The organism is Acidovorax sp. sif0632 (assembly GCF_019218805.1).
GTDB classification, from domain to species: Bacteria; Pseudomonadota; Gammaproteobacteria; order Burkholderiales; family Burkholderiaceae_C; genus Acidovorax; species Acidovorax facilis.
The window spans coordinates 57,943-76,241 of the sequence record NZ_JAHUWW010000007.1; the positions used below are offsets into that span (position 1 = coordinate 57,943).

Annotated in this window: 19 protein-coding genes; 12 read left to right on the forward strand and 7 right to left on the reverse strand. The window is 65.5% G+C overall.

Translation table 11 applies throughout. The features are described 5' to 3' along the window. Positions 1 to 153 precede the first annotated feature (153 nt). Both KW832_RS20105 and KW832_RS20110 read right to left on the reverse strand, forming a co-directional pair. Positions 154 to 813, reverse strand: a complete 660-nt coding sequence (locus KW832_RS20105; protein WP_055396210.1) for a class I SAM-dependent methyltransferase — start codon at positions 811 to 813, stop codon at positions 154 to 156. 730 nt (positions 814 to 1,543) lie between these two features. Further along, positions 1,544 to 2,968 (reverse strand): FAD-binding oxidoreductase, encoded by a 1,425-nt coding sequence (locus KW832_RS20110; RefSeq protein ID WP_218301363.1) that lies wholly within the window; start codon positions 2,966 to 2,968, stop codon positions 1,544 to 1,546. Positions 2,969 to 3,138: 170 nt separating this feature from the next. On the opposite strand from KW832_RS20110, the gene KW832_RS20115 reads away from it, so the two are divergent. From KW832_RS20115 to KW832_RS20160, 10 genes are all read left to right on the forward strand, one after another. Next, on the forward strand, positions 3,139 to 3,825 hold the full coding sequence (locus tag KW832_RS20115) for a TetR/AcrR family transcriptional regulator (RefSeq protein ID WP_218301362.1): 687 nt from the start codon (positions 3,139 to 3,141) through the stop codon (positions 3,823 to 3,825). Positions 3,826 to 3,923: 98 nt separating this feature from the next. Beyond that, positions 3,924 to 4,931 carry a tripartite tricarboxylate transporter substrate binding protein gene (locus KW832_RS20120; protein WP_218301361.1) on the forward strand — a complete coding sequence of 336 codons (1,008 nt, stop codon included), beginning with the start codon at positions 3,924 to 3,926 and terminating at the stop codon, positions 4,929 to 4,931. Then, complete coding sequence (locus KW832_RS20125; protein ID WP_218301360.1) at positions 4,928 to 6,451, forward strand: carboxylesterase/lipase family protein; 1,524 nt, start codon at positions 4,928 to 4,930, stop codon at positions 6,449 to 6,451. The genes KW832_RS20120 and KW832_RS20125 overlap by 4 nt, the downstream gene beginning before the upstream one ends. Positions 6,452 to 6,551: 100 nt before the next feature. Next, complete coding sequence (locus tag KW832_RS20130) at positions 6,552 to 7,124, forward strand: hypothetical protein (RefSeq protein WP_218301359.1); 573 nt, start codon at positions 6,552 to 6,554, stop codon at positions 7,122 to 7,124. Between the two features lie 21 nt (positions 7,125 to 7,145). Beyond that, positions 7,146 to 7,559, forward strand: a complete 414-nt coding sequence (locus tag KW832_RS20135; RefSeq protein ID WP_370628762.1) for a DUF2752 domain-containing protein — start codon at positions 7,146 to 7,148, stop codon at positions 7,557 to 7,559. 214 nt (positions 7,560 to 7,773) lie between these two features. Further along, on the forward strand, positions 7,774 to 8,571 hold the full coding sequence (locus KW832_RS20140; RefSeq protein WP_121507979.1) for a GntR family transcriptional regulator: 798 nt from the start codon (positions 7,774 to 7,776) through the stop codon (positions 8,569 to 8,571). Further along, on the forward strand, positions 8,568 to 9,389 hold the full coding sequence (locus tag KW832_RS20145) for a transporter substrate-binding domain-containing protein (RefSeq protein WP_055396171.1): 822 nt from the start codon (positions 8,568 to 8,570) through the stop codon (positions 9,387 to 9,389). Before KW832_RS20140 ends, KW832_RS20145 begins: the two co-directional genes overlap by 4 nt. 72 nt (positions 9,390 to 9,461) lie before the next feature. Continuing rightward, positions 9,462 to 10,136 carry an amino acid ABC transporter permease gene (locus tag KW832_RS20150; RefSeq protein WP_055396173.1) on the forward strand — a complete coding sequence of 225 codons (675 nt, stop codon included), beginning with the start codon at positions 9,462 to 9,464 and terminating at the stop codon, positions 10,134 to 10,136. Between the two features lie 6 nt (positions 10,137 to 10,142). After that, entirely contained in the window at positions 10,143 to 10,796 is a 654-nt protein-coding gene (locus tag KW832_RS20155) for an amino acid ABC transporter permease (RefSeq protein WP_218301358.1), read from the forward strand. Beyond that, positions 10,780 to 11,583: an amino acid ABC transporter ATP-binding protein gene (locus tag KW832_RS20160; RefSeq protein WP_255577867.1), complete on the forward strand. Its 804-nt coding sequence runs from the start codon at positions 10,780 to 10,782 to the stop codon at positions 11,581 to 11,583. The genes KW832_RS20155 and KW832_RS20160 overlap by 17 nt, the downstream gene beginning before the upstream one ends. Positions 11,584 to 11,713: 130 nt before the next feature. Here the strand turns inward: KW832_RS20160 and KW832_RS20165 are convergent, their stop codons facing one another. Next, a complete protein-coding gene (locus KW832_RS20165) occupies positions 11,714 to 12,076 on the reverse strand; it encodes a calcium-binding protein (RefSeq protein ID WP_055396178.1) in 363 nt (120 codons plus the stop codon). 347 nt (positions 12,077 to 12,423) lie between these two features. Between KW832_RS20165 and KW832_RS20170 the strand changes: the two genes are divergently transcribed. After that, positions 12,424 to 12,864, forward strand: coding sequence for a hypothetical protein (locus tag KW832_RS20170; RefSeq protein ID WP_121421820.1), 441 nt, complete (start codon positions 12,424 to 12,426; stop codon positions 12,862 to 12,864). 238 nt (positions 12,865 to 13,102) lie between these two features. Beyond that, a complete protein-coding gene (locus tag KW832_RS20175; protein WP_121421821.1) occupies positions 13,103 to 13,672 on the forward strand; it encodes a cob(I)yrinic acid a,c-diamide adenosyltransferase in 570 nt (189 codons plus the stop codon). 197 nt (positions 13,673 to 13,869) lie between these two features. On the opposite strand, the gene KW832_RS20180 is transcribed toward KW832_RS20175, so the two are convergent. From KW832_RS20180 to KW832_RS20195, 4 genes are all read right to left on the reverse strand, one after another. Continuing rightward, the gene (locus KW832_RS20180; RefSeq protein ID WP_218301357.1) at positions 13,870 to 14,292 is read right to left on the reverse strand and encodes a hotdog fold thioesterase; all 423 of its coding nucleotides are present in this window, start codon (positions 14,290 to 14,292) and stop codon (positions 13,870 to 13,872) included. Positions 14,293 to 14,431: 139 nt separating this feature from the next. Then, positions 14,432 to 15,340, reverse strand: a complete 909-nt coding sequence (locus KW832_RS20185) for a hypothetical protein (RefSeq protein ID WP_218301356.1) — start codon at positions 15,338 to 15,340, stop codon at positions 14,432 to 14,434. Between the two features lie 102 nt (positions 15,341 to 15,442). Continuing rightward, positions 15,443 to 16,594 carry an ABC transporter substrate-binding protein gene (locus KW832_RS20190; RefSeq protein ID WP_218301355.1) on the reverse strand — a complete coding sequence of 384 codons (1,152 nt, stop codon included), beginning with the start codon at positions 16,592 to 16,594 and terminating at the stop codon, positions 15,443 to 15,445. Between the two features lie 158 nt (positions 16,595 to 16,752). Beyond that, the gene (locus KW832_RS20195; RefSeq protein WP_218301354.1) at positions 16,753 to 18,294 is read right to left on the reverse strand and encodes an acetyl-CoA hydrolase/transferase family protein; all 1,542 of its coding nucleotides are present in this window, start codon (positions 18,292 to 18,294) and stop codon (positions 16,753 to 16,755) included. Positions 18,295 to 18,299: the final 5 nt, after the last annotated feature.

Sequence of the window (18,299 nt, forward strand, 5' to 3'; positions counted from 1 at the left end):
GAGGACGAGCCGCGCATTCTGGCCCCTCCTGCGTGTCCAACGGCCACCGCATCCAGTCGATCCACGCCCTGCGGCGTGTTTCGCGCAGGGGTAGTTGGTCAGGACTTCCGTGGGTCATGCCGACCGTAGGCGCGCGTTGTGTGTACCGCGTGCCTAGGCTTTCACCGCAATCACTTCCATACAGACGCGGTACCGCTGGCTGATGCCATAGCGCACGGGCTTGAAGCCACATTCGGCCAGCAATGCATACAGACGGTCGCGGTCGAAGTTGTGATAGTGCTCAATTTCACCCCAGTACGGGTTCGCATTGCCGGCATCCAGTGCCTTCCAGACCATGGAGCCGGAGTTGGGCATGGAGATCAGCAGCACGCCACCCGGTTGCAACAGTCGGTGGGCGGCATGCAGGCCCACCTTGGGATACGGCATGTGCTCCAGCACATCTGCCATGCTGATCACACTGGCGGGGCGCGACAGCTCGAACCCTTTGACATCCTGGCAATGGGCTGCCACGCCCCATCGGCGCAACTCTTCCACCGATTGCGGACGCAGGTCCAGGCCCACAGGCTCGAAGCCGTACTCGTGCGCCGTGAACAGAAGCGATGCATTGCCAAACCCCACGTCCAGCCACGTGCCGCCGGTCTGGTAGGGCAGCACTTTTTCAATCATCTGCGCAGACACATAGCGCTGCCGCTCCAGGTCATAGCCCACCACCTGGGATTCGTTGGTGCCACGGAAAACGATATTCAGCGCTGCTTCGGTGTAGTAGCCGCTGCGAAAAACATGCTGGCACGCCGCGCATTGGCTCCAATGCATGGTGTGAGAGAGTTCTTGGCTGTAGCGAGGGTGGTGGGAACAGTCCGCACTGCGCAGCGGACGAAAGGCTTTGCTCTCGCACAACGGGCATGCCTGGTAGTCGATCAACTCATTGGCCAGGACTGCGGGGGTGTTTGCTGGAGGCCTGTAAGTCACCGGCGCAGCTGGGAAGGAGTACTTGATCATTGCCTCATTCTAGGAGCCTGTGATCTGCGCATGAGGAGCGCCCTGGCGTCACGCCGAATTGCAAACGCCGCAAGCGCAAAGAGCACGGCCCACGAGACGAAAGCTCCGGTCAGTACGTGCAGGAGGTAGGCCGGGGCCCCGCCCTCGGGCACGAGCCAGTACACCACCGCAGTGGGAGTGATGTGGACAAGGAGTGCAGCCGTTTGGATGCCGGGCCACAGGTAGGTGGTCGAAGCCCATCCAGGCGGAAGGACCGCCAGTGCCAACGCGCCGACAGCCGCCGAGAAACCGATACCGACCAGCACAGCGGCGCGCAAGCCCTTCATGCGGCCAACCAACGCTGCACGGTTCCAGCGTGCCGCTTCCAGCAACCGATGGGAGCGGGGCGGAGCGCTGGGACAGATCGAGCGGCGTGAAAGCGAGCCGTGCACCACAAATGCTATAGAAACAATAGCTTTTCGCGCTTGTCAGACAAGCGCCAGGTGCCAAAAAACCTCCAATCCGAGCCGCGCCAGTCAGCGAGCCCGTTCACGAGGCGGCCCACTCACAGCGCAAAAATTTTCCCCGGGTTCAGGATGTTCTTCGGGTCCAGTGCCCGCTTGATGGCGCGCATCATGTCCACCGCGCCCGTGCCGGTCTCGTCCAGCAAAAAGCCCATCTTGTGGATGCCCACGCCGTGCTCTCCGGTGCAGGTGCCGCCCATGCTGAGGGCGCGGGCCACCAGCGTGTGGTTCATGGCTTCGGCCTTGGTGCGTTCTTCGGCGCTGTTCGGGTCGATGAGGTAGCCGAAGTGGAAGTTGCCGTCGCCCACGTGGCCGACGAGGAAGTAGGGGATGCCGCTGGCTTCGACCTCGTCCACCGATTCGAGCAGGCAGTCGGCCAGGCGGCTGATGGGCACGCAGGTGTCGGTGCTGATGGCGCGGCAGCCGGGGCGGCTTTGCACGGCCGCGAAGTAGGCGTTGTGCCGGGCGGTCCACAGGCGGGTGCGTTCTTCGGGCGTGCTGGCCCATTCGAAGGCCTGGCCGCCGAATTCGCTGGCGATGTCTTGCACCATCTCGGCCTGTTCCTTCACGCTGGCGGGTGAGCCGTGGAACTCCATGAGCAGCATGGGTTCTTCGCGCAGGGTCAGTTTGCTGTGTGCGTTCACCATGCGCACGGTGTGGTGGTCGATGAGTTCCACGCGCGCAATCGGCACGCCGATCTGGATGGTCTGGATGGTGGTACGCACGGCGGCCTCGATGCTCGGGAACGAGCAGATGGCCGCGCTCACAGCCTCGGGCAGCGGGTACAGGCGCACGGTGATCTCGGTCATGACGCCCAGCGTGCCTTCGCTGCCCACCATCAGGCGCGTGAGGTCGTAGCCCGCGCTGCTCTTTTTGGCGCGCGTGCCGGTGTGGATGACTTCGCCGCTGGCGGTCACCACCTCCAGCGCAAGCACGTTCTCGCGCATGGTGCCGTAGCGCACGGCGTTGGTGCCGCTGGCGCGGGTGGCGGCCATGCCGCCAATGCTGGCGTCGGCGCCGGGGTCGATGGGGAAAAACAGGCCTGTGTCCTTGATCGCATCGTTCAGTGCTTTGCGCGTGATGCCGGGCTGCACGGTCACCGTGAGGTCTTCGGCATTGATGCTCAGCACCTGGTTCATGCGGCTCACGTCGATGCTGATGCCGCCCTGCACGGCCAGCAGGTGGCCTTCGAGCGACGAGCCGGCGCCGTAAGGGATCACAGGCACTTCGTACTGGCTGGCCAGCTTCACCGCATCGGCCACATCCTGCGTGCTTTCGGCAAACACCACGGCGCTGGGCGGTGGGGCCTGCAGCGAGCCTTCGTCACGCCCGTGCTGCTCGCGCACGGCCTGGGCCAGCGAGCACTGCGCGGCAAAGCGGGCCTGCAGCGCATCGATGAGGGCCTGGGGCACGTCGCGCAGCTTGATTTCGGGCAGCAGGTGGGCGGCAGCGGTGGGGGCGTTCATGGTGTGTGTCTCCGGTGGGTGCGGTCAATGAGAAGCATTCTAGGTTCGGCCCCGTGCAAGGGCTCTGGGTGATCCAACTTGGGCCTGTGCGGGGATGCGGGTATTCACGGACTTGTGGGTCCAAGGCTGCATAAATACATTACGTTCGAAATGTATATTGTGAAAGCGCCATGAACCACCGTGTTTCCCCCAAGGCCGGGGTGCGCCGCACCCATGCCGAGCGCAGCGCCGCCACCCGCCAGCACCTGATCGCCACGGCCATCGATGTGATCCAGCATCGCAGCCTGGAGGAGATGTCCATCCACGAGCTGGCCAAGTCGGCGGGCATGACATCGGGCGCAGTGCAGCACCACTTCGAGTCGAAGGCGGTGCTGATGATGAATGTGCTGAGCGAGCTGATCGAGTCCACCGTGCGCTCGGGCGAACTCTGGCCCAGCGCGGCACTGCCCGCGCGCGAACGGGCCGCGAAGTTTGTGCAGGCGGTGTGGAGTCTGGTCTATGCGCACCCGCGCTTCATCGTGGCCTGGAACATCTACCTGGGCTGCCGCAACCAGCCCGAGGTGCTGGGCCACATTGCCGAGCTGCGCCAGAGCGTGCAGGCGCGCATGCACCAAGGCTTCTTCACAGCCTTCCCCGAGCTGGCGGCAGAGCCCGACCGCGATGGCCTGCTGGGCCTGGTGCTGTCGTCGCTGCGCGGGCTGGGGATGCTGCAGCTGTTTGCGCCTGCACAGCCATCAGCGCCCGATGCCGTCCATCAGGCGCAGCTGGCCTGCCTGGCCGACTGGATCGCCACCCGGTGCGAGGCCGCAGCAGCCTCTGCGGGCACGCCCACGAAGGTGCGCACGCGCCGCCGCTGACCCCCATCAGATATCAGATGCCCACGCCGTGCGTGGGGCGCATCTGGCCTGCACGCCAAGTGCACGCACCCACACCCAACACCACCAGGAGACACACCATGACCTCTGCTTCTTTGCGCGCCCCGCGCACCCTCGCGCTCAGCGTGCTTGCCGGATTGGCCAGCATGGCAGGTGGCGCCCTGGCGCAGCAGCCGGGCGGCTACCCAGCCAAGCCCATCCAGCTCATCGCCCAGCAACCGCCCGGCAGCGGCTCGGACGCGATGACGCGCGTGTGGGCCGACTGCGCCGCGCGCGAGTTGGGCCAGGCCGTGGTGGTGCAGAACAAGCCCGGGGCTAATGGCATCCTGGCCATCAACTACCTCAAGTCCCAGCCTGCCGACGGCTACAGCCTGCTGAGCATCGGCATGTCGCAGATGACGATCACGCCCTATGTCTACAAGCAGCCGCCGTATGACCCGCAACACGACTTTGATGGTGTGGCCGTGCTGGGCACGTCGCCCCTGGTGTTGGCCGTGCCGCCCGGCATGGGTATCGCCAGCCTGGCTGACCTGCAGAAGCTGGCGCGGTCCACGCCCGGCGGGATCAACTTTGGCTCACCAGGCAAAGGCAGCCCTGCGCACCTGCTCACCTCGGCGCTGGTGGACAAGCTGGGTGTGCCCGGCACCCATGTGCCTTTTGTGGGCGAGGGTGCGGGCCTGACTGCGCTCATGGGCCAGCAGATCCATGCGATGACGTTGGTGATTGGCACGGCGGCGGCGCAGGTCAAGGCGGGTAAGCTGGTGCCGCTGGCGCTGTTCGGTGCCCAGCGCTCGGCGCTGCTGCCCGATGTGCCTACCATCGCCGAGGCCCTGCCCGCCGCCAGCGACTTGGCGCGGCCTGCGTGGATTGCGGTGGTGGCCAAGGCAGGCACCTCGCCCGAGCTGCTGAACCGGCTCAATGCCGTCACCGAAAAATGCCGTGGTGGTGATGCGCAGTACAAGTCCCGCCTGGAAGCCATGAACGTCACACTGACCACTTCCACACCCGGCGATGCCCGCACCTGGGCGGCCCGCGATGCGGCCGTGTGGCGCCCGCTGATCGACAAGCTGGGCCTGGCCACGGAATGAGTGCGAGCACAGCGGCGCCGCTGGTCACGCTGCCCCATGGCGGGCAGCTGCGCGGCCTGTGGGAGCAGGGTGTTCGTGTGTTCCGGGGTGTGCCATATGCGCAGGCGCCGAGCGGCACTTTGCGCTTTGCGGCGCCGGTGCCAGCGCTACCGTGGCCTGGCGTGCGCGATGCCACCGAGTTTGCGCCGATGGCACCGCAGCTGCCCCGCACGGCGCGTGCGGATGCGCCCATGCTGGGGGGCGAGGACTGCCTGGCCGTGAACGTATGGGCCCCGCCTGCCGAGCCCGGCGCCCGCCTGCCCGTGATGGTGTGGGTGCATGGCGGCGGGTTCTTTCGCGGCGCGGCCAGCGAGCCGCTGTACGACGGCGCTTCATTTGCCCGGCAGGGCGTGGTGTTTGTGTCGCTGCAGTACCGCTTGGGCATCGACGGTTTCCTGCATTTCGAGGACGAGGCTGGTTCGCGGGGCGGCGCAGCGCCCGCCAATCGCGGCCTGCTGGACCTGTTGGCCGCGCTGCAATGGGTGCGCGAGCACATCTCCGCCTGGGGCGGCGACCCGGCGCAGGTCACGGGGTTCGGCCAGTCGGCCGGTGCGGGCGCACTGGCCTGTGTGCTGGGCATGCCCGCATCGCGCGGGCTCTTGCAGCGCGCCATCTTGCAGAGCCCGAGCGTGGCGTGCCAGACGCTGCAAGAGGCCGCCGCTGCACGCCGCGCTGTGGCTGCACTGGTGGGGGTGGCGCCCTCTCTGGCTGCGCTGGGTGCGGCAGCCCGGCCTGCCGTGCTGCACGCGGTGCACCGCCTCGCGGCAGACCCGGCCCTGCGGCAGCAGCACGGCCTGGGCATCCGCAACTTCTTTCCCCTGCGGCCCGTGGTGGACGGGCAGGTGCTTGTTGCGTCGCCGCTGCAGGCGCTGGCGCAGCAGTGGGCGGCGCACCCGCCAGACTTGCAGGTGCTGGTGGGCAGCAATGCCGAGGAAATGCGCCTGTACCACGTGCCGGGCGGCGCGATGGACCGCGTGACCGAGGCGCAGGTGCTGGCTTTTGCGCAGGAGGTGGGTTTGGGCGCGCACGCGGTGCAGGTCCTGCGCACCACATTACCGCCCACACACCCAACGCCCGGCGAACTGCTGTGTGCCCTGCAGTCCGACTTCTACTACCGCGTGCCTGCCCAGCGCATTGCCGCACTGGCCAGCCGCTGGGCCCACAGTGCCCATGCCTACGAATTTGGCTGGCCTTCGCCGCAATGGCGGGGGCGCCTGGGGGCAGCTCATGGGGTGGAGCTGCCATTTGTGTTCGGCAACCTCCACACCACCACGGGGCAGGAACTGACAGGGCCCAGGCCACCCACCGCGCTGGCTGCGACCATGCACCAGGGCTGGGTGGCGTTTGCACAAAGGGGCGACCCCGGATGGGCGCCGTACGCGGGCGTGCAACCGCTGGTTCAGCGGTTCGATGTGGCGTCGCCTGCGTATGCGCCCCACCCGGAGCCTGTGCGGCTCTCGCTGTGGGACGGTCTTCTCTGACAAAGTAGCCGCCGAGGTAGCTGCAGAGGTAGATGCCGGAGCGGTGGCTCGCTACACTGGTCCGGCGTCTTGTTGACGACTTCAAACAGAGGGGGTTGCCATGGCTTCAGCCAATGTGGGGGATTGCCTGTCGGGTGCCTGGGGCATCTTCAAGAACAACGCCATCACCCATGTGGTGTGCACCTTGCTGGTGATGGTGGTGGCCAGCATCAGCGCGGGCCTGCTGGCCGGGCCCATGGTGGTGGGCTATATGCGCATGATCGAGCGCGAGACGCGCGGTGAGGCGGTGCAGACCGGCGACATCTTCCGGGGCTTTGACGATTTTGTGCCCGCGTTTGTGGCCGGGCTCATCAGCTCGCTGGTGGTGTCGCTGGGCTTCATGCTGTGTTTCATCCCCGGCCTGCTGGTCATGGCGCTGCCCCCGGTGGCGCTGTTCCTCGTGGCGCGCGGCGAGCGCGATGGTGTGGCTGCCTTCAACCAGGCCTGGAGCATCGTGACGAAGAACCTGGGCTCGGCGTTCTTTTGCTCGCTGGTGCTGGGCATCGTGGGTTCGCTGGGCTTTTTGCTCTGCGGGGTGGGCGCGTTGCTGACGCTGCCGCTGTCCACCATCGGCTCCTACTACATGGCGCGCCAGCTGGTGGGCGATGAACCGGTGGCGCTCCCTCCCCTCTGACCCGGGCCTGTAGTGGTGCCGGTGAGCAGATCGCCCGCCTGGCTGACGCTGGACGGGAACGCTCGGCGGCTGCGGCTGGCGTTCGGCCTGGGCTGGCCACTGGCCATGGCCGCTACGCCCTGGTGGCTGGGGCAGGGCGGGCTGGGCCTGGGCTGCGGGTTTCGCGCGCTGACGGGCATGCCCTGCCCGCTGTGTGGCGGCACGCATTCGTGTGCGGCCCTGGTCCAGGGCGATTGGGCGGCCGCCTGGGCCGCCAACCCGGGCGCGGTGCTGTTGCTGGTGTGGCTGGTGCTGCTGGCGGGCCAGGCGGTGGTGGAGGGCACGCTGGGCCACCACCGCACGGTGCGCTGGCCGTGGTGGCATCCGGCAGTGCTGGTGGCGGTGGGCGGCGGATTGCTGCTGCCCTGGCTGCTGCGCCTCGCGGGGCTCGCGTAGCCGGGTGCCCAGCCTTCTTTCTCGTTCTTCTTTCTCTATTCCTTTCCAACTTTTCGGGCACGCGCGTGCACCGCTTGTGATGTGCGCGCACCACTTGCATGCAAAGCAGCGTGTCCGTGGTGCCAGGGAACCGCCCGGTGCACAGCCTCCGTGCGCCAGACTGGTGCATTCGGCTTGTATACCAGTTGGCACGGAACCTGCGTAACCGCAGGCAATGACCACCGCCACCGAGATCAGCAACCGCATCATCGAAGCCGTGATGGCGCAAAAACTCGCGCCCGGCTCCCGCCTGGGCGAGCAGCAACTGGCCATGCTGTTCGACTGCAGCCGCACCATCGTGCGCGAGGCGCTCACGCGGCTGGCCACGCGGGGCATCGTCACCGTCAGCGCCCGGCGCGGCTGGTATGTGATCGAGCCATCGCAAGACGAAGCGCGCGAGGCCTTCGAGGCGCGCCGCGTGATCGAACTGGGCTTGCTGCACCAGCTCAAGGTGGTGGACAAGGCCGCGTTGCGCCAGCTCAAAAGCCATCTGCAGCGCGAAAAGGCCGCGCTGGCGGGCACCGACGTGGGCATGCGCAGCTTTCTATTGGGCGACTTCCACGTATGCCTGGCTGAATGCCTGGGCAACAGCCTGCTGGCCGACACGCTGCGCGACTTCACGGCGCGCACCACGCTCATCGCCATGCTCTACCAGTCGTCGCACGATGCGGCGCAGAGCTGCGCCGACCATGTGCGCATCGTCGAGGCGCTGGAGGCAGGCGACATTGCCCGCGCCGAAGCGCTGATGTCCGAGCACATCGGCACGGTGCAGTCGGCCCTGCGCCTGCAGGCCAGCAGCGACCCGCTGGCCGGGCTGCGCGATGCGCTGGCACCGGTGCGCAAGAGCCCTGCACAAGCCACCCCACCAGCCCGCGCGCGCAAGCCCCGCGCTGCCCCCAAGAGTTCCACCCCCCCAGCGTCTGACCCAGACGCCCCTGCCGACGCATCCACCTACCTAGGAGCCCTGCTATGACCACCGTCCGCACCGTCACCTCGTCCACCCGCCGCCTGACCCTGGGCGTGTTCGCCGCCGCAGGCCTGTCTGCGGCCCTGATGGCGCCCGCCGCCCACGCGCAGAACGCGCTGGACAACATCCTCAAGGCCAAGGAAATCAAGATTGCCATTCCCACCGACTACCCGCCCTACGGCTTTGTCGGCACGGACCTCAAGCCCCAGGGCCTGGATGTCGAGATGGCCAATTACATCGCCACCAAGCTGGGCGTGAAGGTCGAGTTGATCCCCGTGACCAGCGCCAACCGTATCCCCTACCTGCAGACGCAGAAGGCCGACCTCGTCATCTCCACGCTGGGCAAGAACCCCGAGCGCGAAAAGGTGATCGACTTCACTGCGGCCTATGCGCCGTTCTTCCAGGCCGTGTTTGCCAGCAAGAGCCTGAACATCAAGAGTTTTGCCGACCTCACGGGCAAGAGCGTGGCCGTGACGCGTGGCGCCATGGAAGACCAGGAACTGGCCAAGGTCGCGCCCCCCGGTGTGGACGTGAAGCGTTTTGAAGACCACGCGGCCAGCATCTCGGCTTTCGTGTCGGGCCAGACGCAGGCGATTGCCACCAGCGCATCGACGGCCGGGACCATCATGGTCAAGAACCCCAACCTGCAGACCGAATACAAGCTGCTGCTGAAAGACAGCCCCAACTTCATCGGCGTGGCCAAGGGGGAGGACAAGCTGCGCCTGCGTGTGAACGAAATCATTGCCGAGGCGCGCAAATCCGGCGACATCGACAAGATGTCCAGCAAGTGGCTGGGCCGCCCTGCGGGCGATCTGCCCCTGTAATCGCTGTTGTCGCCCCTGCTGAAAGAACCGAACAGGACCGTGGCGTGACAAGCGCCACAGGGCATTCGCACCATGCTGATTGCGCTTGACTTTTCTGCCGTGCTGTCCTCGTGGCCGTTGCTGGTGCGCGGCGTGCTCTGGACCATTGGCCTGACCATCGTGGGCACCGTGCTGGGCCTGCTGCTGGGCACGGCCTGTGCCTGGGCACGCGCCCGCAACCTCGGGCCGCGTGCACTGCCACTGCGCTGGGCGGTGGCCAGCTATGTGGAGCTGGTGCGCAACACGCCCTTCATCGTGCAGCTGTTTTTCCTGTTCTTCGGGCTGCCCGCGCTGGGGCTCAAGCTCTCGCCAGAGTTCGCCTCCGTGCTGGCCATGGTGATCAACCTGGGCGCGTACTCGGCCGAGATCATCCGCGCGGGCATCGAGGCCACGCCACGCGGCCAGATCGAAGCCGCGCATAGTCTGGCGCTGACGCCGGGCCAGACCTTCCGGCGCGTGGTGCTGCCACCCGCGCTGCAAAAGGTGTGGCCTGCCATGGTCAGTCAGATCATCATCGTGATGCTGGGATCGGCCGTGTGCGGGCAGATCTCCACGCCCGAACTGAGCTATGCCGCCAACCTCATCTCCAGCAACACCTTCCGCGCGTTCGAGGCCTTCATCCTGGCCACTGCCGTGTACCTGGTGCTGTCCATGCTCACCCGCCGCCTGCTGATGTGGGCGGGTGCACGTTTCCTGGTCGGGAGGTAAGCCGCCATGGTCGAGTTCTCTCTGTGGGACATCCTGCGCAACCTGCTGCTGGCAGCGCGCTGGACGGTATCCCTGTCCCTCATCGCCTTCATCGGTGGCGGCCTGGTAGGCCTGCTGCTGCTGGTGCTGCGCTTGTCCAAGGTGCGTGGCACCGAGCGTTTGATCGGTTCCTATGTGCAGGTGTTCCAGGGCACGCCGCTGCTCATGCAGCTGTTCCTGGCGTATTTCGGCATTGCGCTTTTTGGCATCAAGACCTCACCATGGACGGCCGCGGCCGTGGCGCTGACGCTCTACACCAGCGCCTACCTCACCGAGATCTGGCGCGGCTGCGTGGCCTCTATCCCCAAGGGCCAGTGGGAGGCCGCGCAGAGCCTGGCACTCAACTTTGGCGAGCAGCTGCGCCATGTGGTGCTGCCCCAGGCGCTGCGCATTGCGGTGCCGCCCACGGTGGGTTTTCTGGTGCAGGTGATCAAGGGTACGGCGCTGGCTTCGGTGATTGGTTTTGTCGAGCTGACCAAGGCGGGCAGCATGATCTCCAACGCCACCTACCAGCCCTTCCTCGTCTACGCCTGTGTCGCCCTGCTGTATTTTGTTTTGTGCTTTCCGGTAAGCCTGGTGGCGCAATCGCTTGAAAGGAAACTCCATGGCAACCGCCGCTGAAGCCACCACGGCTACCCCCACTCCCGCCCACGATGGCATCGTGGTGAGCGATCCACCCATCGTGGACATCACGGCCCTGCGCAAGTCTTACGGCACCAACGAAGTGCTCAAAGGCATCGACCTCAAAGTGCAAAAGGGCGAGGTGATTGCCATCATCGGAAAAAGCGGCTCGGGCAAGAGCACGCTGCTGCGCTGCGTGAACGGGCTGGAGGTTTTTCAGGAAGGCGCTCTGAGCGTCAACGGCAAGAAACTCATGCACGACAGCCCCGCTGCCATGCGGGAGTTGCGCCAGCAGGTGGGCATGATCTTCCAGAGCTTCAACCTGTTCCCGCACCTGAGCGTGGGCCGCAACATCATGCTGGCGCCCACGCTGGTGAAGGCGCGTGATGCCAAGACGGCAGAAGCGCAGGCGCGCAAGCTGCTCGAACGTGTGGGTCTGGCCGAAAAGTTTGACGCCATGCCCGATCAGCTCTCGGGCGGGCAGCAGCAGCGCGTGGCCATTGCGCGCGCGCTGGCCATGGAGCCGCAGGTGCTGCTGTGCGACGAGATCACCTCGGCGCTGGATCCAGAGCTGGTGGGCGAGGTGCTGCGCGTGGTGGAATCGCTGGCACTTGAAGGCATGACACTGATGATGGTCACACACGAGATGGCGTTTGCCCGCAAGGTGAGTGACCGCGTGATCTTCATGCACCAGGGCCGTGTGCATGAAACAGGTGCGCCCGCCGAGCTGTTTGGCAACCCGCAGACGCCGGAGCTGCAGCAGTTCCTGTCGTCGCTGCACGACTGACCCAAAACAAAGCCCGCCTGCGGTCTGGAGAGTTCCAGGGCAGGCGGGTCCGCAGGCCCAAATCGCCCGCTACATCCCAGAGGTCACCCGGAGGCTGGTACCGTGCCAGGCCCAGGCGCCTCACAAAAAATCAGGACAGAAGGCCCTTTTCGAATTCTGAGGGTGACAGTGCGCCGCTCTGGTCCTTGTCCAGTTCCTTGAAGCGCTGGCTGATGGCCGGCAGCTGGGTCGCTTCTTTCTCGGTCAGCTGGCCGTCCTTGTCGAGGTCTGCGCGGTTGAATGCCGTGGTGGCCGCCCTGGACGGGTTGCCGGTGCCGGGGCCATACGAATATTTGGAGTCCGCCTGGGGTGCCGTTTTACTGGCTGGGGCGGGCTGGGGCGATGCCGAAGTGGTCTGTGCTTGCAATGCGCCCGCGCCGCCCAGGGAGATGGCGGCGAAAAGCATCACGCTGCGCGTGTCGAACGAATAGGTGCGTCGTTGCAGTGCTTTCATGGAAGCTAAGCTCCTTCGAAGTTGAACAGGGTTGCATTGCACCGCAGCACGGTGGTGAAGGCCAGCACTCTTGCCTGCTGTTGCCCAGGTCAACATTTCCCAGCGTGGTGTAACCCGGCAGTACCGGCACATGTAGTTTTTGCGGGTGGATGTAGCCAGAAGTAGCTCGCAGGTTGGCTGCAGCCCTGGCATCGGAGAGAGAGGCTTGGGGCGGCATGCCCCACGGCGGCGCTTGTGCGCAGGATGACCGGCAGGCCCGTGTACGTCCTACAAGCGACGGGCGTGCGCGCCAAAACAATGAATCCAAGCAATTCGCTTGTTCTGGTGTTTTATCGAAGGAGCCTTTCATGCAAAAGCAAACCATCCTCGCCGCCCTGGCCACACTGGCGTGCACCGCCGCCTTGGCACAAGCCCCCGCCAATGTCACCGCGCGTCCGCCTGCAGAAGTCAACCCCACCGCATCGGGCGGCGCTGCGGCTGCCAATGCCCAGAACAAGGTGGACATGCGCAGCAGCCAGAGCAGCGCAGCACCCGCCAACCCCACCGCGGGTGACGGCCGTGCCGCCCCTGTGGCCGAAATCAACCCCAGTGCAGCAGGCGGCAAGGCCGCAGCCACCGCACAGACGCGTGTCAATGCACGCTTGATGGACAGCAATGGCGACGGGATGGTGTCGCGCAAGGAGTGGGACACCTACCATGCGAACGCCTGGAACACCCTGCAGCCCACGAACACGGGCGTATCTACCGCTGACATTGACAAGCTCAACCGCACCCCCATGACCCACTGATCGGGCCGTGCGTAGCCAACGGGTTCGAACCAACGCCCCTGCATGTGATGGCAGGGGCGTTGGTCTGTCTGGGCAGCGCGGAGCACGGTGAAGCCATATCGCAATGTGGCTTCTTGTGCGGAGAGCAGGGTGATAGGCCCCCTCCCACCGCAGTGGGCCTGGGTGGCGGAGAATCTGCGAATTCTTCCACCGCATGCGGCGCCCCTGCCACCTGCGCTCCACCTTACCGAGGCACCCCATGGGCAACCGACTCACACAGATCGCCACGCGCACCGGCGACGCCGGTACCACCGGACTGGGCAACAACCAACGCGTTTCCAAAAACAGCCTGCGCATCCATGCTCTGGGCGACGTGGACGAACTCAACTCCCACATCGGCCTGCTGCTTTGCGAGCGCGTTCCCGCCGATGTGCGCGAGCTGCTTGTCGAGGTGCAGCACCAGCTGTTCAACCTAGGGGGCGAGTTGTCGATTCCCGGCTACGAACTGCTCAAGGCCGAGGCGGTGCTGGCGCTCGATGAGGCGTTGGCCCACCACAACGCGGCGCTGCCCCGGTTGCAGGAGTTCATCCTTCCCGCAGGCACCCGCGCCGCCGCGCAAGCCCATGTCTGCCGCACAGTGGCGCGCCGCGCGGAGCGTGTGGTGGTGGCGCTGGGCAACGAAGAGGCCATCAACGACGCACCCCGGCAGTACCTCAACCGCCTGTCCGACCTGATGTTCGTGCTCGCCCGCGTGCTCAACCGCATGGACGGTGGCGATGACGTGTACTGGAAAAGCGAGCGTCTGGCGCAGCAGAATGCTACTGAATAGATAGCTGCTTGCGCTTGATGGTTGTGCGGTAGCGGCCAATTTTCCTCAAATTTTCACTGCCTTTTGCAACTGGCGCGCACCAGACCAGGGCAGCCGAGCAAGGGCCGCCCCGCAGCGAGGGCTGCGTCCCCCTTCCCGAATCGCGCCTGCGATTCGAGAGAAGGGGGAAGGCACGCAGTGCCTCAGGGGGATGTACCTTATCTCGGTGCCAGGATCGCCATCGTCAGCCGCGACACGCAGGTCAGCTCACCCGCTTCGTTGTGCATATCGATGTGCCACACATGCGTGGTGCGGCCAATGTGCACGGGCCGTGCCGTCCCGGTCACCCAGCCGCTGGTGGCAGAGCGCAGGTGGTTGGCGTTGATGTCCAGGCCCACGGCGCGGTAACCGTCGGGCAGGGTGTAGTAGGCGCCGGTGGAGCCCAGCGACTCGGCCAGCACCACGCTGACCCCGCCGTGCAGCAGGCGAAAGGGTTGCACGGTGCGGTGGTCCACGGGCACCCGTGCACGCAGAAAATCGTCACCCACCTCGACAAATTCAATGCCCAGGTGCTCTACGGCGGTGTTGCGGTTGGCGGCCTCCAGCAGGGCCAGGTCGATGGGTTTTTTCCAGATGGGCATGGTGTTCAACGGGCGTCAGAGCCGGGTCAGTACGAGCCGCGATTGTGCCTATGGCCCGCGGTGAGCAGGTGGAGCTTCCTGCGTACGCTCTCAGCTTTGCTGTATGCCCTCTGTCAGTGCGCTCACTACGCAAGCGGCTTTACCAGGGGCGGCCGATGACAAAACGCACGGGTTGGCGCACGGTCTCCATGTCTTCGTACAGCTCGGCCTGCAGTTCGCCGCGGGTAAAGGCTGTGTCGATATTCCACGTTTGCTGGTGTTCGTTGTTCATACGCGCCCATGCGCCGCGCTCGGCTTGCACCACTTGGCCGGAGGAGAGCTTGAAGGACAGCGTCTTGATGCGCAACAGCGTGTCATTGCCCTGGAACTGGACGCTCTTTCCATCTACCTTGAACTGCTTGATGTCTGCCCCGCCCAGCTTGATGGGGCCTGGGCGTTCCGGGTCGAAAGCCTGGGCCGCTTTTGTGGTCCGCTTGGCCACGCTGAGGGGGACCGTCCCTTCGAAGATCAGTCCGGTCACCGCCTTGTCGGGCAGCCGGTTGAGGGTCAGTGCGAAGCTGCGTGAGCGAGCGTCGGTTGAAAATTTCGGAAAGCTGGCGATGTCCGCCTGACCCAGGCTCTGGGTGGTTTTGTCGGGGAACACCGCCGTCACTCGCACGTCGCCTTTGTCAAAGAACGAGTTCGTCCACTGGGTGAAAAGACCGGAGCGCGTGGTGGCAATAGCGTTGACCTCCACCTTTTCCATGTCGCCGGTGGCAGCAAACGGAACCAGATTTTTATCTCTGCCAGGAGGGGCCTCGATAAAAGTCACGCCTAGGATTTTTACGTCAATGGGAGTCTGCGCATACGCCTGAAAGCTGCACGCCACCAGGGCGGCCCCAATCATCCGAGGCAAGGTCAACAATGCGAGATTTTTCATGCAATCGATCACTGAAGATGGTCGTGGCCTCGGCGGTGACACACCACAGAGGCTTGTGTGGAGCCGAAGTTTCTCCCTCTCTTCGGCCGGGGCATTGTGCAGTATGCGCAGCGGATAGATGCTGTGCATGCAGAAGCAATTGCCAGACAACAACCCTCTATAGTCGGTCCAAGGAAAGGGCGTCACAGACGCCTAGCACAGCTGACACGGCATGGTTCGGACGATCAATCCTCAGCCCACAAACTTGCCGTTGGCGCCCATCACCCCCAGGTCCAGAAAGCGCGAGCCCACATACGGCGCGCCGCCGGCGTAGTCGATGGACAGGCCGCCCAGGTCGCTGCTGCGGATACCGGCCAGTGCGCTGCGCAATTTGGCGCGGGTGAGCTCACGTCCGGCGCGTTCCAGGCCTTCGGTGAGCACGCGGGCATTCACATAGCCTTCAAAGCTGCGGGCCGAAAACTCCTGGTAGCCCAGCGCGCGCATGGCCTTCTGGTAGTCGCGCACCACGGCCACGCTCGTGCGGGCCGCGTCGGGCAGCACCATCGACAGCGCAATTCCCGAGGCCTTGCCGCCCAGCTGGCGCAGGTTGTCGCCCGACAGCGCCACGCTGGTGGCGGCCAGCGGCGTGCTGGACGACACCTTCTTGAACTCGTTGACCAGTGTGGCGGTAACGTCACCTGCGGTTCCGAGAAGCACAGCGGCGGCCTTGGCGGCCACGGCCTTGCCCACCACATCGGGCACCTGCGCGCCCTGTGCATCCAGCTTGAAAGCCTTGGGTGCTGGTTGCTTGGCGGCTGCCATGGCCTTGTTCACGTCCGCCAGAAACTCGCGGCCAAACGCCGTGTCTTGGTACACGATGGCCAGGTCGTTCATGCCCATGGACACCAGCTTTTGCGTCAGGCGCTGGGCTTCGTCGGCGTAGCTGGCGCGCACGTGGAACACCGAGCGGTACTCGGCCTTGCGCAGCGACGTGGCACCGCTCTGTGGGGCCACATAGGGGATCTGCGCCTCGTCCACCAGCGGCAGGATGCGCTGGTTGTTGGCCGTGCCCATGCAGGAGATCAGCGAGACCACGCTGGCGTCGGCAATCAGCTTGCGCACGTTGTCTTCGGAGCGCGCGGCGTCGTAGCCGTCGTCCAGTGCCAGCAGCTTGATCTCGCGGCCGTGGATGCCCTTGGCGTTGGCCTGCGCAATGCCTGCGTCCAGCCCTTGCTTCAATTCCTTGCCCAGGCTGGCCAGTGCGCCGGTGGTGCCCAGCGAGCAGCCAATGGTCACGCTCTTGGCGTCCATGGGGTCCTGCACGCCCACGGCGCGCGAAGAGGTGGCAAGCAGCAGGCCGGTGCTTGCGGCCACAAGGGATTGGGTGAACTGACGGCGTTGCATGGTCAAAAAAACTCACAGGCAAAAAAGCCACCAGCCCCGGATAGGGGCTGGTGGAGGGTGGACTGGGGGAGGTCGATAGACCTAGGGTTAACCCTGATTTTATCTGCCCAGGCTGGCAATTGGCTGTCAAAGGCCTGGCAGGCCTGGGGGTGTCCTCTTTACACCGTGCTGCCAGGGCCCGCTGGCGCGCGCATGCTGCCCGTCTCCACATACCGCTGGTGCCACGACAGCGCCTCGTTCAGCAGGTGCGGTGTGTGCTGGCCCACGGCGCCCCGCTTGGCGCGGGCCACGTAGTCGTGCAGCGCAGGGCGGAAGTCGGGGTGCGCGCAGCGGTCGATGATGATCTGCGCCCGTTGCGAGGGCGAGTGCCCACGCAGGTCGGCCAAACCCTGCTCGGTCACAAGGATCTGCACATCGTGCTCGGTGTGGTCCACATGCGAGGCCATGGGCACGATGCAGGAGATGCTGCCGTTCTTGGCCAGCGACGGCGTCATGAAGATCGACAGGTAGGCATTGCGCGCAAAGTCGCCCGAGCCGCCGATGCCGTTCATGATGGCGGAGCCCATGATGTGGGTCGAGTTCACGTTGCCGTAGATGTCGGCCTCGATCATGCCGTTCATCGCAATCAGGCCCATGCGGCGGATCAGCTCGGGGTGGTTGCTGATCTCCTGCGGGCGCAGCACGATGCGCTGCTTGTAATAGTCGATGCGCTCGTTGAAGTCCTGCATGGCCGCAGGGCTCAGCGACAGCGCCGTGGCCGATGCGCTGGCCAGCGTGCCCGAGCGCAGCATGTCCAGCATGCCGTCCTGCAGCACCTCGGTGTAGGCCGTGAGGTTCTCGAACGGGCCGTTATTCAGCCCCGCCAGCACCGCGTTGGCGATGTTGCCCACGCCCGACTGCAGCGGCAGCAGGTCTTTGGGCAGGCGGCCCTTCTTCACCTCGTGCTGCAGGAACTCGATGATGTGGCCTGCGATGCGGTTGGAGGTGTCGTCCGGCGCGGCATACACACTGTTGCGGTCGGGCTGGTTGGTCATCACCACGGCGATCACCTTGCTCGGGTCGCAGCGCAGATAGGGCTCGCCGATGCGCTCGTCGGGCCGTGTCATCGGGATCGGCTTGCGGTGCGGCGGCACATCGGTGCCGTAGTAGATGTCGTGCATGCCTTCGAGCCCCGGGTGGTGCCATGCGTTCACCTCCAGGATGATTTTGTCGGCCTGGTCCAGCCAGGTCTTGTTGTTGCCCACCGAAGACGAGGGGATCAGCCGCCCGTCGGGCAACACGCCCGCCACCTCGACCACGGCCACATCCAGCTTGCCCAGAAAACCGAACCACACAAACTGCGCCACGTGCGACAGGTGGATGTCCACATACTGCATTTGCCCCGCATTGATCTGGCGGCGCACCGTCGGGTCGGACTGGTAGGGCAGGCGCATCTCGATGCCGTCCACCTGGGCCAGCGCGCCGTCCAGCTCAGGCGCGGTGCTGGCCCCCGTCCACAGACCGATCTTGAAGCCATGGCCCTGCGCGTTCAGGCTTTCGATGCGGCGGGCCAGCGCGCCCGGCACAGCCTTGGGGTAGCCCGCGCCGGTGAATCCGCTCATGCCCACATGGGCGCCGGCAGGGATCAGGGCGGCCGCTTCATCGGCGGACATGGTGCGGGAGAGAAAGTCGGGGTACAGCACCCGATCGGCCAGGGACATGAACA

What these genes read in the sequence shown, in the direction of transcription:
- KW832_RS20105 (WP_055396210.1), bottom strand. Translation starts at nt 813, where the DNA reads ATGCATTGGAGCCAATGCGCGGCGTGCCAGCATGTTTTTCGCAGCGGC.
- KW832_RS20110 (WP_218301363.1), bottom strand. Translation starts at nt 2,968, where the DNA reads ATGAACGCCCCCACCGCTGCCGCCCACCTGCTGCCCGAAATCAAGCTG.
- KW832_RS20115 (WP_218301362.1), top strand. Translation starts at nt 3,139, where the DNA reads ATGAACCACCGTGTTTCCCCCAAGGCCGGGGTGCGCCGCACCCATGCC.
- KW832_RS20120 (WP_218301361.1), top strand. Translation starts at nt 3,924, where the DNA reads ATGACCTCTGCTTCTTTGCGCGCCCCGCGCACCCTCGCGCTCAGCGTG.
- KW832_RS20125 (WP_218301360.1), top strand. Translation starts at nt 4,928, where the DNA reads ATGAGTGCGAGCACAGCGGCGCCGCTGGTCACGCTGCCCCATGGCGGG.
- KW832_RS20130 (WP_218301359.1), top strand. Translation starts at nt 6,552, where the DNA reads ATGGCTTCAGCCAATGTGGGGGATTGCCTGTCGGGTGCCTGGGGCATC.
- KW832_RS20140 (WP_121507979.1), top strand. Translation starts at nt 7,774, where the DNA reads ATGACCACCGCCACCGAGATCAGCAACCGCATCATCGAAGCCGTGATG.
- KW832_RS20145 (WP_055396171.1), top strand. Translation starts at nt 8,568, where the DNA reads ATGACCACCGTCCGCACCGTCACCTCGTCCACCCGCCGCCTGACCCTG.
- KW832_RS20150 (WP_055396173.1), top strand. Translation starts at nt 9,462, where the DNA reads ATGCTGATTGCGCTTGACTTTTCTGCCGTGCTGTCCTCGTGGCCGTTG.
- KW832_RS20155 (WP_218301358.1), top strand. Translation starts at nt 10,143, where the DNA reads ATGGTCGAGTTCTCTCTGTGGGACATCCTGCGCAACCTGCTGCTGGCA.
- KW832_RS20160 (WP_255577867.1), top strand. Translation starts at nt 10,780, where the DNA reads ATGGCAACCGCCGCTGAAGCCACCACGGCTACCCCCACTCCCGCCCAC.
- KW832_RS20165 (WP_055396178.1), bottom strand. Translation starts at nt 12,076, where the DNA reads ATGAAAGCACTGCAACGACGCACCTATTCGTTCGACACGCGCAGCGTG.
- KW832_RS20170 (WP_121421820.1), top strand. Translation starts at nt 12,424, where the DNA reads ATGCAAAAGCAAACCATCCTCGCCGCCCTGGCCACACTGGCGTGCACC.
- KW832_RS20175 (WP_121421821.1), top strand. Translation starts at nt 13,103, where the DNA reads ATGGGCAACCGACTCACACAGATCGCCACGCGCACCGGCGACGCCGGT.
- KW832_RS20180 (WP_218301357.1), bottom strand. Translation starts at nt 14,292, where the DNA reads ATGCCCATCTGGAAAAAACCCATCGACCTGGCCCTGCTGGAGGCCGCC.
- KW832_RS20185 (WP_218301356.1), bottom strand. Translation starts at nt 15,340, where the DNA reads ATGCACAGCATCTATCCGCTGCGCATACTGCACAATGCCCCGGCCGAA.
- KW832_RS20190 (WP_218301355.1), bottom strand. Translation starts at nt 16,594, where the DNA reads ATGCAACGCCGTCAGTTCACCCAATCCCTTGTGGCCGCAAGCACCGGC.
- KW832_RS20195 (WP_218301354.1), bottom strand. Translation starts at nt 18,294, where the DNA reads ATGTCCCTGGCCGATCGGGTGCTGTACCCCGACTTTCTCTCCCGCACC.